This is a genomic window from Arthrobacter sp. 10T419, from assembly GCF_056394105.1.
This window is the reverse complement of sequence record NZ_JBFTHF010000007.1, coordinates 30,391-44,302: the sequence shown is the minus strand read 5'-3', so window position 1 is coordinate 44,302 and position 13,912 is coordinate 30,391. Positions and strand designations below refer to the sequence as shown.

12 protein-coding genes are annotated in these 13,912 nt (G+C 67.2%); 5 read left to right on the top strand and 7 right to left on the bottom strand.

What is annotated here, in order from left to right:
* Nucleotides 1–4: 4 nt before the first annotated feature.
* From AC1DBD_RS12520 to AC1DBD_RS12505, 4 genes are all read right to left on the bottom strand, one after another.
* Nucleotides 5–1,873, bottom strand: a complete 1,869-nt coding sequence (locus tag AC1DBD_RS12520; protein ID WP_476982233.1) for a PEP-utilizing enzyme — start codon at nt 1,871–1,873, stop codon at nt 5–7.
* A 69-nt stretch (nt 1,874–1,942) separates the two neighbouring features.
* A complete protein-coding gene (locus tag AC1DBD_RS12515) occupies nt 1,943–3,022 on the bottom strand; it encodes a PEP/pyruvate-binding domain-containing protein (protein ID WP_476982232.1) in 1,080 nt (359 codons plus the stop codon).
* 5 nt (nt 3,023–3,027) lie between these two features.
* Nucleotides 3,028–4,305 (bottom strand): cytochrome P450, encoded by a 1,278-nt coding sequence (locus AC1DBD_RS12510; protein ID WP_476982231.1) that lies wholly within the window; start codon nt 4,303–4,305, stop codon nt 3,028–3,030.
* Between the two features lie 328 nt (nt 4,306–4,633).
* Complete coding sequence (locus AC1DBD_RS12505) at nt 4,634–5,428, bottom strand: IclR family transcriptional regulator (protein ID WP_441418611.1); 795 nt, start codon at nt 5,426–5,428, stop codon at nt 4,634–4,636.
* Between the two features lie 326 nt (nt 5,429–5,754).
* Here AC1DBD_RS12505 and AC1DBD_RS12500 point away from each other — a divergent pair, with 326 nt between their 5' ends.
* The 5 genes from AC1DBD_RS12500 (at nt 5,755) to arsA (ending at nt 12,625) form a co-directional block, all read left to right on the top strand.
* Nucleotides 5,755–6,459, top strand: a complete 705-nt coding sequence (locus AC1DBD_RS12500) for a TetR/AcrR family transcriptional regulator (protein ID WP_441418610.1) — start codon at nt 5,755–5,757, stop codon at nt 6,457–6,459.
* A gap of 130 nt (nt 6,460–6,589) precedes the next feature.
* Nucleotides 6,590–7,846 carry an acyl-CoA dehydrogenase family protein gene (locus AC1DBD_RS12495; protein WP_476982230.1) on the top strand — a complete coding sequence of 419 codons (1,257 nt, stop codon included), beginning with the start codon at nt 6,590–6,592 and terminating at the stop codon, nt 7,844–7,846.
* Nucleotides 7,847–7,875: 29 nt separating this feature from the next.
* Nucleotides 7,876–9,072, top strand: coding sequence for an acetyl-CoA C-acetyltransferase (locus tag AC1DBD_RS12490; protein ID WP_476909443.1), 1,197 nt, complete (start codon nt 7,876–7,878; stop codon nt 9,070–9,072).
* 23 nt (nt 9,073–9,095) lie between these two features.
* A complete protein-coding gene (locus AC1DBD_RS12485; protein WP_476982229.1) occupies nt 9,096–10,658 on the top strand; it encodes a long-chain-fatty-acid--CoA ligase in 1,563 nt (520 codons plus the stop codon).
* 203 nt (nt 10,659–10,861) lie between these two features.
* On the top strand, nt 10,862–12,625 hold the full coding sequence (arsA, locus tag AC1DBD_RS12480) for an arsenical pump-driving ATPase (RefSeq protein ID WP_476982228.1): 1,764 nt from the start codon (nt 10,862–10,864) through the stop codon (nt 12,623–12,625).
* A 34-nt stretch (nt 12,626–12,659) separates the two neighbouring features.
* Here the strand turns inward: arsA and AC1DBD_RS12475 are convergent, their stop codons facing one another.
* The 3 genes from AC1DBD_RS12475 to AC1DBD_RS12465 all read right to left on the bottom strand — a co-directional run bounded on the left by AC1DBD_RS12475 (nt 12,660) and on the right by AC1DBD_RS12465 (nt 13,841).
* Nucleotides 12,660–12,893 carry a hypothetical protein gene (locus AC1DBD_RS12475; protein WP_476982227.1) on the bottom strand — a complete coding sequence of 78 codons (234 nt, stop codon included), beginning with the start codon at nt 12,891–12,893 and terminating at the stop codon, nt 12,660–12,662.
* Between the two features lie 76 nt (nt 12,894–12,969).
* Entirely contained in the window at nt 12,970–13,494 is a 525-nt protein-coding gene (locus AC1DBD_RS12470; RefSeq protein ID WP_476916663.1) for an N-acetyltransferase family protein, read from the bottom strand.
* Nucleotides 13,491–13,841 carry an ArsR/SmtB family transcription factor gene (locus AC1DBD_RS12465; protein WP_175322642.1) on the bottom strand — a complete coding sequence of 117 codons (351 nt, stop codon included), beginning with the start codon at nt 13,839–13,841 and terminating at the stop codon, nt 13,491–13,493. The genes AC1DBD_RS12470 and AC1DBD_RS12465 overlap by 4 nt, the downstream gene beginning before the upstream one ends.
* Nucleotides 13,842–13,912 lie beyond the last annotated feature (71 nt).

The following is a 13,912-nucleotide window of genomic DNA, read 5'->3' as shown; positions in this document are numbered from 1 at the left end:
CGCATCAGACATGGCTGTGGCTGTGCGCCCCGGGTCCGGTGACCGCCAGTTCGTCTTCGGCGTCGAGGATCTGCACGGTCCCCTTGGTGCCGTCCACCCGCAGCCGCTGTCCGGTCTTGATCGTGGTGGACGCGGAGCCGGTCCCGGTCACGGCCGGGAGCCCGTATTCCCGGCAGACGATCGCCGCGTGGCTCATCATGCCGCCGATGTCCGTGACCGTTGCCTTGATCTTGCCGAAGATCGGGCCCCAGGACGGTGCCGTGACGGTCGCGACGAGGATTTCGCCCTGCTGCACTTCGGAGAGCTGGTCGGCGTCGGTGACGACGCGGGCCAGGCCCTCGACGACGCCGGGTGAGGCCGCCATGCCGCGCAGGCCGCCGCCCTCCACCGCTTCGCCGGCACCCAGCCACTGCTGGACCTGCTCGGTGGTGATGCCCCAGAGCATCCGGGTGAACGGTTCGGTGATGATTTCCGGCGGGGTGTTCAGCGCGGGCGCCGGCCGCGCCGTCTTCAGTGCGTCTACGATCCCGCGGCGGCGTTCGATCTCCTCCGGCCAGTAGTCCGGGCCGATCGGCTTCGCGCCGACGCCCCAGCCGGTGACGAGGTCGAAGAGCGCGTCGCGGACCTCGTTGCGGCCCAGGTAGAGCAGGTCGTCCGGCTCGGTCCAGAAGCCTTCGCCCTGCATCATGCGGCTGAGCTCGCGGATTTTGCGCCAGAAGACGCCCATGGTCCAGTGCTCGATGTAGAAGTTGTGGTTCTCCACGTACGGGTAGGCGGTCGCGGCGAGCCCGCGCTTGGCGTCGAACAGTGCCTGGTTTTCGCCTTCCAGCAGCTCCCGGTATTCCTCGATGATGCGGTCGCGTTCGAGGATCAGGGCCTCGACCGGGCGCATGATTTCCTGGCCCTCGTCCACGCGGCGGATGTAGTCCGCGATGTAGCCGAGCGGGATTTCCTGGTGTTCGTTCCAGTACTTGTCGTGGCCGTAGAAGCCATTGCCCACGGTGAAGTTGAACCACGGGTCCTTGGCGGCCTCATACTGGGCAATCCAGCGGTCCCCGCCGGGGGCGGCCGCGATCGCAGCGAGGGTGGCCTCGACGTCGTCGGGGTTGCCGAAGCGGGATTGCAGCCCGAGTTCGACGGCGAGCTTGGCGAGCTGCTTGAGCTCGTCATCCGGACGGAACAGCTCCATGTCCACGCCCTGCACCATGGTGGCGATCGACTGGTCCGGGATGTTGGGGAAGACCTGCTTGCAGAAGTTGAAGAAGTCCAGGTAGGCGATGTAGCCGAGGTTGAGGAACTCGAAGTGGTATTGCCAGTTCTGGTAGGCCAGCTGGATGAGCCGGTCGTAGCTTTCCAGCAGCTTCTCGGAGCCGTCCTTGCCCTTGCCGGAGAGGATATCCTCCATCGGGACCACGTCCGGGAGCTTGGGGAAGGAGATGGTTTCCATCTCGTCGATGGTGCCCTTGACCTTGACGTGCCACTGCTTGAGGAGCTGGTCCCAGTTCTGGAAGTAGTGGCCGACGCGCTGCTCGAACAGGGGGACCCGCGCGGCGATCTGGTCCTCGGGGACCGGGATGGGCGACATGTACAGGTAGCCCAGGTGCACCCTGAATTCGATGCCGTTGGCGTTCGGGATCATCAGATGCCGGGCGTTGTACTGGCCCAGGCACTTGACCGCGAATTCGCCGCCGATGGTCTCGAAGGGCTTGAAGACTGTGGGCCAGTGCTGGCTGTCGCAGAACCAGAACTTGGCGTCCTCCTGCTCCTTGAGCTTGTCCTGGAAGACCAGGTAATACGGGTAGATCTTTTCCCAGCCCTCGGCGCCGGCGGGGACCGCGAGCTCGGAGGGTTTGGGGAAGGACTTCAGGGACATGGCGGTCCTTTCAAGGCGGGCTCATCGTTGAGCCGTGGTGGGAGGGCGGAACGGGGGCAACAGCGGGTACTAGGCGGACGCCTTGGGCGTCCAGGCGCTGAATCCGCTGAAGAAGCCTCCAGCGACCACCGGTTGCGGGGCCGTGACGACGGCGGGCTTGGAGGAGTGGACGGTTTCCGGGCGGGACTGCAGCAGGAGCAGGTTCGCGCCGTCCGGCAGGTCCGTGTCAAGGGCCCACTCGATGTCCTGCGGGCACTTGTAGTGTTTCTCCGCGCGCTTGGCCATCAGCGCCACGGCGCTGAGTTCAGCGTCGCTGAGGCTGCGCCGACCGCGGCGTTCGGCGTCGACTTCCCGCTCCACCAGGCGGCCGGCAACGGCGTCCGGGACGAGTTCGGCGTGCTTGTCGCCGAGGTGTTCGGAGATGACGGCCAGGGTGACTTTGTCCAGCATGATGTTGTCCGGGGTGACCTGGCCTGAGACCACCATCTCGCCGACGCCGTAAGAGGAGTCGATGGTGATCTTGGAGCGGTCGCCGTTGGTGGGGTCCATGGTGATCGCGACGCCGGAGACGCGGGCGTTGACCATCTTCTGCACCACGACGGCCATCGAGAGGCCCTCGTTGGGGATGCTGTTCTTCAGCCGGTAAATGATGGCGCGGGAGGTGAACAGCGATGCCCAGCACTGCCGGATGTGATCGGTGACGGCCTTGACGCCGTGCAGCCAGAGATAGGTGTCCTGCTGACCGGCGAAGGAGGCGTCCGGGAGGTCCTCGGCGGTGGCGCTGGAGCGCACGGCCACCGGCACGGGCGCCTCGAAGCGTGACATCAGGGCCTCGTAGGCGCCGACGGTGAGCTCGCGCAGCGCTTGCGGCACCGGACGGGAGCAGATGTCCTCGCGGATGGCGGCCGAGACCTTATCCACCTGGCCCATGTCCTCGGGGTCGAGATCGGCCAGGAGCTGGTGAATATGCCGGGTGATGCCGGCTTCCTGCATAAAGGCGTCAAACTGCGCGGTGGTGACCACGAAGCCTGGCGGGACGGGCATGCCGGCGGAAGTCATGGTGACCAGGGACGCGCCCTTGCCGCCAAGGTTGTCGAGCTTCGGTTCGATGCCGCCGTCGAAGAACTGGATGTACTCGTTGCTTTGCATTTTCCTTAGGCCTTCCAGCTGACGGGGACGGTCTCGGGGACGCGGAAGGACAGGTTTTCGCGGAAGGTGATGGCTTCCGGGTTCTCCAGCTGCAGTTCCGGGGCGAGCCGGGCCACTTCCTCAAGGGCAATCTTGGCCTGGAGCTTGGCGAGCATGTTGCCCAGGCAGTAGTGGATGCCGAACCCGAAGGAGAGGTGCTCGCGGGCGTTGGGACGGCTGATGTCGAAGTCCTCGCCGGCGTCGAACTTGTTCTCGTCACGGTTGGCAGAACCCATCAGGAGCAGCAGCTGCGCGCCTTCCTCGATGGGGACGCCGCCGACTTCGGTGTCTGTGAGCGCCTTGCGCCGCCAGCCGACGATCGAGCCGGCGTAGCGGAGCACCTCGTCGATTGCGGCGGGGATCTTCTTGGGGTCCTCGACCAGCTGCTTCCACTGGCCGGGGCGGGCCAGGAGCTCGCGGAGGGCGTTGGAGATCAGCGTGGTGGTGGTCTCGTGGCCGGCGAAAAGCAGGCTGTACAGGACCGAGGCGATCTCATGGTCGGAGATCTCGGCACCCTCCTGCTGCGCCTTCACCAGGTCCGCGGTGAGGTTGTCGCCGCCCTCCTCATGGGCCACCTTGACCAGGCGGAGGCATTCCTGCCAGTACTCCACCAGGTTGTGGGCGTGCGGAATCTGTTCCTCGTCGCTGAGGTCGCCCCAGGTCATCGCCGCGCGGGAATCGCTCCAGCGCTTGAAGGTGTCCACCTGGGAGACATCCGCGCCGATCAGGGTGAGGATGGTGATGGTGGGGACGTCGTAGGCGAGATCCTTGACCATGTCGCCGCGGTGTTCCGGGTGGGCCAGCATCTTCTCCAGCAGGTCGACGACGTTCTGCCGGATGAACGGTTCCAGCGCCTTGTAGCGGCGCGGCGTGAAGGCTTTCTGGACCACGGCGCGGATGCGGGTGTGCTCCGGCGGGCGCCGCGCCGACAGGCCCGAGTAGGCGGTGAACCCGCCCTCTTCCATGATCTTCTTCGCCGCAGCGCCGCGCTCGCGGACCGGGGCCTGGGCATTTTCGCTGGAGAAGGTCTCCCAGTCCTCAAAGACGGCCTTGATGTCGTCATAGCGGGAGACGACGTAGAGGCCCACCCGCTCGTCGAACATCACGGGCTGCTCGGCCCGGAGTTCAGCATAGGCGGGAAACGGATCCTTCATCTGGAACGGCTCATAGCCGTGGTGCCCTGCGGGGGCTTCGGCGCCGTGTCCAAAGGGACAGCGGCCGGCCGTTTCCGTCGAGGGTGACATCTAAGCTCCTAGGTTTTCGGTCCCGCCGGCAGCGCCAGTGCATGCCGGGGTTCTTATCTCCCAGTGTGGCCCCGGTCACTCCCCGCGGATAGCGTGTGCTTCCACTGGGTGGAAAGGACTTGTTCCAGGGCCGGGCCCGGCCGTTCCCCCTGGACAGCGTCGGGCCGGGGGTGCGGGGGGCGGCCCGCGGTGCGGGGGCACTTCGACGCGGCCACGCCGCCAACACAGCGGCCGACGTCGAAGATTGCCGTCAGAGTGCTTGCCGTCAAAGTGCCCCCGGACGGACCCTCCGGCGCCGGGAGCAGACAGCACTCGGGGCGTGCCCGGCTCAGTCCGTGCCGGCGACGTGGCTGCCCAGCAGCGTCTCCAGCGGGATCCTCGCGGTGGCACGCTCAATCTGGGCTGCGATGCCCCGCAGGACGGGCAGGTGCCGGGTCATTGTGGCGGCCTGGCTGGTGGGAAGCACCAGGCCGATGGAGGCGCCGATCCTGCCGGTGTGGAAGACCGGGACCGCGATCGAACAGGAGCCCAGCCGCACTTCCTCCAGCGTGGTGGCGTACCCCTGCTCCCGGATCTGGACCAGTTCCGCGGCCAGCTTTTTGGGGTCCACATGGGTGTGGGCGGTGTGCCGCTCCAGCTGCCGGTTCAGGTACGCGTCCCGGACCCAGTCCTGCTCGTAAGCCAGGATCACCTTGCCGACGGCGGTCGCGTGCATGGGCAGCCGGCCGCCGACCCGGGAGGCCCGCGGCACCCGTTTTGAACCGTAAACGCGGTCGATGTAGAGCACCTCGTGGCCGGCCCGGACCGCAAGGTGCGCGGTTTCCCCCGTGAGCGAGAACAAATCCTGCACGTAGGGCCTGGCCGCGTCACGCAGCTGCCTCCCCGTGTTCTGCGCCAGCTCCCACAGCCGGATGCCCAGCTGGTAGCGCCCGTTCGGTTCCCGGGACAGGAATCCCCACGCGGTGAGTTCGGTGACCAGCCGGTGGGCAGTACTCAGCGGCAGCCCGGATTTCTCGGCGATCCCGGTCAGGCTGAGGGCACCACGGGATGTTTCGAAGGCTTCCAGGATGGCGAGGACCTTCGAGGTAACGGTCCTGCCGGGTTCGCTGCTGCCGCCAGCCATCCTGACCTCCTTGTCGAGGGCTCATCCCGCCCTTCTGTTCAAAAAGCTCCAGTCCCTTTTCGAGCAACATCCTGCGGGTCATCTGCTTCTGAACTTCTCGGATGCTTGCTACTCCCCAGATTAGTGCCGTCAGGCTACCCCGCCGCCGCGTCCGCACCGGCCGGCAGGGCGACCGGCGCGCTCCAGCCCGGTTTTCGGCTGAAACAACAACGCCGGGTCGGAGACACGCCGGAGTGTTCCGCGCGTCGGAGCTAACAACCGGGCAGGAGCGCGGCCTCGGCTCCCGGCCCGGATCGGATAGCCGCGGTTGTGCTAGATTTCGGCCCATGACCTCGCACCCGCCAAGCCACCATGCCGACGCGCCCGCCGCCGCCGCTATCGGGCTGTTGGCGAGGCAGGGCTATGACGCAACGTCCGTAGAAGACCTTGCGGACGCCGCGGGCATGAGCCGCAGCACCTTCTTTCGGAAGTTCGGCTCCAAGGAGGATGTGGTCTTCGCGGACCACGAGCGGATCCTGCGGCAGGTGACGGACAGCCTGGCGGAAACGATGCAGGAACCACTGGCAGCGATCGGGGACGCGGCGCTGCTGGTTTTCAACCACCACTTGCGGAACGGGGAAACGTCCCGGGCGCGTTATGAACTGATGCAGGCCGTCCCCGCGCTGCGGGACCGGGAGCTGGTCACCTCGCACCGGTACGAGAGGGCGTTCCTCCAGCACCTGCTGGACAAGCTGCCCGACGCCGAGCACCGCGAGTACAAGGCCGTCTCCTTCGCCGCGGCCGTCGTCGCGGTCCACAACGCCTTCCTCCGGCGCTGGCTTCGCAGCGGGGCGGCCCAGGAAACCGAGTCGGCCGCCCGGGACAGGGCAACGGCGCTCGCGAACGAGCTTCAGGCCCTCTCCGAGATCTTCCGGCCGGTCTTACTGGGCTCCGGACCGGCGCACCCGGCCCCCGCCGTCGTCGTGACTGTCCTCGCGGCAGGCGCAGACAAGGACGCGATAGTGCAGGCCGTCCGCGATGCCCTGCCCTAGGCTCGACACGCCACTTCTGGCACTGAGTTTCTTGACGTGAGACTCCGTTTCAATGCATCCTTAGTCGGTGTGGCCTGAACCACACTACGCGGGGCGGAGAAACCCCGCGCCCCAGACAGAGGACTTACCCATGACGACGACGTCGCCCGGTTCCGGGCTCACCGCCACAGCGGCCACGGACGAATTTCCGCTCGGCACGGTCGAACCCGACTACGTGCTCACCGAAGCCCTGGGCACGGATCCCGCCTCCGTGTTCGCCATGATCGGCGACGAGGACCGCGGCTACTGGGAACGTGCCCGCAACTTCGTCCAGGCTGAGGTACTTCCAGTCATAGACAGTTACTGGGAGCGCGCCGAGTATCCGCTGCACCTCCTACGCCGCCTCGGCGAGCTGGACCTGCTGCGCGACGGCGTCCCCGTGGAAGGGTTCCCCGCGATGACCAGCATGGCCGCCGGCCTGGTGAACATGGAGATCAGCCGAGGCGACGGCTCCGTGGCGACCATGATCGCGGTCCAGGGCGGGCTCGCCCTGCGGTCCGTAGCGGAGTGCGGGTCTGCCGAGCAGAAGGAACGCTGGCTGCCGGCGATCGCCGCCGGCACGGAATACGCCGCGTTTGCGCTGACGGAACCGACCCACGGCTCGGATTCGGTGGCCCTTGAATCCACGGCCACCAGCACGGAGGGCGGCTTCCTTCTCAACGGCGAAAAGAAATGGATCGGCAACGGCTCCGTCGGCGGCGTCAGCGTGGTGTGGGCCAGGGGTGAGGACGGCCAGGTTCACGGCTATCTGGTACCGCAGGACTCCCCCGGCTACTCCGCTACAAGGATCGAAGGCAAGCTGGCCTTGCGTGCCATCTGGCAGGCCCACATCCGGCTCGAAAACGTCTTCGTCCCGCAGGAGAACGTGCTGCCGGGGGCGCGGACCTTCAAGGACACGGCCCGCGTCCTGCTGGCGACCCGGCTCGGCGTCGCCTGGTCCGCCGTCGGACATGCCACCGCCTGCTACGAAACCGCGGTTCAGTACGCCACGCAGCGCGTGCAGTTCGGCCGGCCGCTGGCTGCTTCCCAGATCGTGCAGGAAAGACTGGCCCGGATGCTCAGCGAACTGGCCACCATGCAGCTGATGGTCGTCCAGATGACCCGCCTCGACGAAGAAGGGTCGCTCACCCCCGAGCAAGCCTCACTGGCCAAATACACCTGCACCCGCACAGCCCGCGGCATTGCCTCCAACGCCCGGGATCTCCTCGGCGGCAACGGCATCCTGCTGGCCAACCGCGTCGCCCGGCATTTGGCCGATATCGAAGCCATCCACACCTACGAGGGCACCGAGACCATGCAGGCGCTCATCATCGGCCGCGGAATCACCGGCACCTCAGCCTTCGCCTGACCAACGTTGTTCCTCCGAAAGGACTTCCCATGAACCAGAATGCCAACATCCCCGTCATCCTCGGCGGCGCCCGGACACCTTTCGGTCGCTTCCGCGGCGGCCTGACACCCTTCTCGTCCAGCGAGCTGGGCGCCCACGCCATCCGCGCCGCGCTGGAGCGCACCGGTGTCTCCCCGGAACAGGTCGGCGCGGTCATCGTCGGACAGGTCATCCAGGCCGGAGCAGGCCAGGGCCCAGCGCGCCAGGCCAGCCTGGCCGCCGGCATCGGCTGGGACGTGCCCACCGTGACAATTAACAAGCTCTGCCTCTCCGGGCTCACGGCCGTCATCGACGCCGCCAGGATGATCCGGGCCGGGGAGGCCGACTTCATCGTCGCCGCAGGCCAGGAATCCATGACCAACGCCCCGCACCTGGTCCCGGGGCTGCGCGCAGGTGTCGTCATCGGTGACGCACCCATGCTCGACTCCCTGAACCACGACGGCCTGCAGGACCCGGTCAGTGGCAAGCTGATGGGCGAAGCCACCGACGCAGGAAACGCCGAGCGGGGCATCAGCCGGGCCGAGCAGGACGCCGTCGCGGCCCGCTCCCACCAGCGCGCCGAGGCGGCACGCGCCGCCGGGGTGCTTGCGGAGGAAATTGCGCCCATCCAGGTGCCGCAGCGCAAGGGGCCCGCCCTGACGCTGGAACACGACGAGGGAATCCGGCCGGAGACCACCGCCGAATCCCTGGCCCAGCTCCGGCCCGCCTTCTCGAAAGACGAAGCGGCAACCATCACCGCCGGTTCGGCCTCGCCGCTTTCCGATGGCGCCGCCGCGCTGGTGATTGCCAGCAAGGCCGCGGCCATCGCCGCCGGCCTGGACTGGATCGCCGAAATCGGCGCCCACGGCCAGACCGCGGGACCGGACGGATCCCTGCACTCCCAGCCGGCCCGTGCCATTGAACGCGCCTTGTCTCAGGAGGGGCTCACCGCCGGGGACCTCGACCTGGTCGAAATCAACGAAGCCTTCGCCTCGGTCCTCATCCAGTCAGCCAACGACCTCGGCATCGAGACCGACGTCGTCAACGCCGACGGCGGTGCAATCGCCCTCGGCCACCCGGTGGGGGCTTCGGGCGCCCGCCTGGTCCTGCACCAGGCGCTGGCGCTGAAGCGCCGCGGCGGAGGCACCGGCGTCGTCGCCCTCTGCGGCGGCGGCGGCCAGGGCGATGCCCTGATCCTCAAAGCTTAATCAACCCTACGAAGAAGCAGGCCATGACCAACACCACCACCGGCGACGGCTTCGCCACCATTTCCGTTGCGGCGATCCTGGCGGAATCCGCCAAGCGGACGCCGGACAGCGTCGCCCTCATCGTCGGTGTCGACGAAACCAGCTACGGAGATCTGTGGCGTGAGACGCGCGCCTACGCCGGGGCGCTCCGGGCGCGCGGCGTCGGCCCGGGAGACGCCGTCGCCGTCCTGATCCCCAACGTCCCGGATTTCGCCCGCGTCTACTACGCCGTCCTGTCGCTGGGAGCCATTGTGGTTCCGGTGCACGCCCTGCTCAAGGCACGCGAAATCGAATACGTCCTCCAGGACAGCGGCGCCAGAATGTTGATCTGCGCCGCCGCGCTGCTCGAGGAAGGTGCCGCCGGCGCCGCCAGCACCGGCGTCGATGTCCTGACGGTCATGGCGCCCGACGACGACGGACTGCCGCGGCTCGAGGCCGAGGCCGCCGCGGCCGAGCCCATCCGCAGCTACGTCCCGTGCCGTCCCTCGGACACCGCCACCATCCTCTATACCTCCGGCACCACCGGCAAACCGAAGGGCGCCCTGGGCACGCACTTCGCCCTGGTGGAACAGACGTCCGTGATCCTGACCAGCGTCATGGACTTCAAGCGGGGCGACGTTCTCTTCGGCGGCCTGCCGCTCTTCCACACCTTCGGCCAGACGGTTGTCCTCAACGCCGGTCTCCGCGCGGGTGCCACGATCGTGATGATGCCCCGCTTCAGCGGCGAGGGCGCCCTGGCGCTGCTGGACCGGCACAAGGTCAATATCTTTGTCGGGGTACCGACGATGTACGTGGCGCTTCTGGAAGCGGCCAAGACGACGGCGGCCCGCCCGGCCGCTCTCCGTTACGGCGTCTCGGGCGGGGCGTCGTTGCCGCTTGCGGTGATGGACAAGTTCCGCGACGTCTTTGGGGTGGAGATCCACGAAGGGTACGGCCTGACCGAAACGTCCCCCGTCGCCGCGTTCAACCACGTAGGCACGGCACCGAGGCCCGGCACCATCGGGATCCCGATCTGGGGCGTCGACATTGAAATCGCGCGCGCCGAAACTGTCGAAAGCATCGAACTGCTGCCGACCGGCGAACTCGGCGAGCTCGTCGTCCGCGGCCACCTGCTGATGAAGGGGTACTTGAACCGACCCGAGGCCACCGCCGAGGCCGTCGTGGACGGCTGGTTCCGGACCGGGGATCTTGGCACCAAGGACGAGGATGGCTACCTCACCATCGTGGACCGCAAGAAGGACATGATCATCCGGAACGGCTACAACGTCTACCCCCGTGAGGTCGAGGAAATTCTCCTCTCCCACCCCCAGGTTGTCAGCGCCGCCGTCTATGGAATCCCGCACGATGTCCACGGCCAGGAAATTGCGGCCGCGATCGTGCTCGATGCGGGGGCCGCCACCACCGAGACCGAGCTGATCGACTTCGCAAGCGCCCAGCTGGCTGCATACAAGTATCCGCGCGTCATCAGGCTGCTCACGGAACTCCCGCTCGGCCCCAGCGGGAAGATCCTCAAGCGAAGCCTGGCCGCCGAGTCCCCCGGGGCCTGAGGCCCGTTGCGGCGACGGCGGGCAGGCCGGGTGGCATTGACGCTTATCGATATACTGACGGTAAGTGTCTTACTCAAGTCGGCGCGCCCCCGCCGGGGACCGTCCCGGTGTGAGCCAGCCAAGGAGAACTTCATGTCTGCTGCCCGAAGCCTTGAGCCGGCCGGACGCTGCGGCGGCTCGACAAGCTGCTGTGAGGTTCTGGCGTGAAATTTCTCGAGAATGCTCCGCGGTTCGTCTTCTTCACCGGCAAGGGTGGCGTAGGGAAAACGTCCATAGCGTGCGCAACAGCGCTAAGCCTCGCGAGGACCGGCCAGAGGGTCTTGTTGGTCAGCACCGACCCGGCCTCCAACGTCGGGCAGGTCTTCGGCCTGAGCATCGGGAACACGGTCACCCCCATCCCGGGCGCGCCGGGTCTCTCTGCCTTGGAAATTGACCCGGAGCAGGCCGTCGCGGCCTACCGGGAACGGATCCTCGCGCCCGTCCGGGGGCTCCTGCCCCAGTCGGAACTGGCCGGCATCGCCGAGAGCCTCTCAGGTTCGTGCACCACGGAGATCGCCTCCTTCGACGAGTTCACCAACCTACTCGCCGACGACAGCTCCTACGGGGAATATGACCACATCATCTTCGATACCGCCCCGACGGGCCACACGCTCCGCCTGCTGCAACTGCCCGGCTCGTGGACCGATTTCCTGGCGGCCGGCAAGGGCGACCCGTCCTGCCTGGGCCCGCTGTCAGGACTCGAGAAGCACAAACAGGTGTACGCCACGGCAGTCCGGGCCCTCACCGATCCGACGAGGACCCGGCTTGTCCTGGTCACGCGTGCGCAGACTTCGTCCCTGAGCGAGATCGAGCGGACATATCTCGAACTCAACCAGATCGGAATCGGGGGCGGTTACGTCGTCGTCAACGGCCTCCTGCCGGAAGCCGCAGGCGAGGAGGAACTGGCGCGGGCCCTGAGGGCCCGCGAGTCCGCAGCCCTGGCCGCCATACCGGACGCGGTCGCCGGGCTGCCCCGCGATGTCCTGGAGCTGAAGCCGGGCAACATGGTCGGCATTCCGGCACTTGAGTCCCTGTTCGTGGCCACTTCCGACGCCGGAATCACGGCGGATGCGGCCCGGGTGACGGAAGTCCACGACGCCCCGCTGGCCGCCCTGGTGAACGAGTTGGAATCCGACGGCCACGGCCTCGTGCTGTGCATGGGCAAGGGCGGAGTCGGGAAGACCACCGTCGCTGCCGCCATCGCCGTCGCGCTGGCCAAAAGGGGCCATGTGGTCCACCTCACCACGACCGACCCCGCAGCCCATCTGACCGAAACACTCCACGGTTCCGTGAAGGGCCTGACGGTCTCGCGCATCGATCCGGAGGCGGCCATCCAGGAGTACCGCAGCCACGTCATGGCGACCAAAGGCCGGACCCTGGACGAGGAAGGACGTGCGGCGCTGGCCGAGGACCTGCTGTCCCCGTGCACCGACGAGGTGGCCGTGTTCCGCCAGTTCTCCCGGGTGGTGCAGGAGTCCCGCCGGCACTTTGTTGTCATCGACACCGCGCCCACCGGCCACACCCTGCTGCTCCTGGACGCCACGGGCTCCTACCACCGCGAAATTGCCCGCCAGGTCGGCGACACCATGGGGTTTGTAACGCCGCTCATGCGGTTACAGGACCCGGCACAGACCAAGGTTGTTCTCGTCACCCTGGCCGAACCGACGCCGGTGCTCGAAGCAGAGGAACTGCAGGCTGACCTGGAAAGGGCAGGGATTCATCCCTGGGCCTGGGTGGTCAACAACTCGATCGCCGCCGCGCACCCGGAAACGCCGTTCCTGCAGGCCCGCGCCGCGAGCGAAGTCGAACAGATTTCCAAGGTGAGGACCCTGACGGGCCGGGTAGCCCTCATTCCGTTGCTGCCCGACGAGCCCATCGGCGAAGACAAACTATCGGCCCTGACCGCCCTCAGCTCCCTGCCCGCCTGAGCTGGATCCGGGCCCGGCCTTCGCCGCAGCCCGGCTAGCCCGCCGGGCCGCGGTCCAGCAGCGCCTCGAGGTCCCGGGCCGTGGCATCCAGCCTGGCGATCGTGTCCCGCTGGATCGACCGCAGGTACTCGGCATCTGACTCGCCGTCCTGTACCCAGTCCTCATCTCCCGGTGCATCCATGGCCCGGCGCGTGTCGGCGGTCGCGATCCTGACGTTGTCCAGCATCGCGCGCAAGCGGTCCTCAGTGCTGGGGGTCTCGGTCTTCATGTGTCCTCCTTGCCTTTGGTCCTGTTGCCAGGTCCCAGGGACTACCTTCCCCGTCGGCGCGTCGGCAGCACAAGAACTAAAAGACCCGGGTGCGCCGTTCAATCAGGACGGTGTCCTGCCACTGACCCGCGGCGGGACCATAAGCCATCCGGGCAATCTTTTCCCGCCGGCCGACCACCCTGAATCCGTGGGCAAGGTGCAGGTTCAGGCTCTGCTCGTTTTCAGGGAAGACGCTCGCCTGGATGGTCCAGATGCCGTCCCGTTCCGTCGAAGCGATCAAGGACCGGAGGAGGACGGATCCAATCCGCCTGCCGCGTGCCGCCTCGGATACGTAAATGGAATGTTCCACCACGCCGGAGTAAACCGGGCGGCCGGATACGGCGGAGACGGCCGCCCAGCCGAGGATTCCGGCGTCGGGCGCCTCCGCCACCAGGCGGTGGGACGCAAGCCGCGAACCGTCAAAACGGGACCAGTCCGGCGCCTCGGCCTCGAACGTCGCCTGCCCGGTCGCGATTCCCTCGCTGTAGATCCGCCGGACGTCGGGCCAGTCCGATTCCCGCATCGGCCGGACAGTGACGTCGGGCGCGGCGGCCGCGCTCACAGGGAAGCCAGCAGGCCGGCCGTCTGCTCAAGGGCCCCGGGAACCAGCGAGTAATAAGCCCAGGTGCCGCGCTTCTCACGGTGCAGCAGGCCGGCGTCGACCAGAATCTTAAGGTGGTGCGACACGGTGGGCTGGCCCAGGTCAAGCGGTTCGGTGAGATCGCAGACGCACGCTTCCCCGTCGCCGGTGCCCTTGACGATGGAGAGCAGCCGGAGCCTGTTGGGGTCCGACAGGGCCTTGAAGACGAGGGCCTTTCGCTGGGCATCCTCTGCACTCAGGACCGGCTGGCCGGACGGTGCACAGCAGGCCTCGTCAAGGGCCGGTTCAAGGGTTTGCAGAGAGTTCATGCCTCTATTATGCACACTGATTGACATTCATCGATATAGTTGGCAATACTTCATATCGACAAGCATCAATT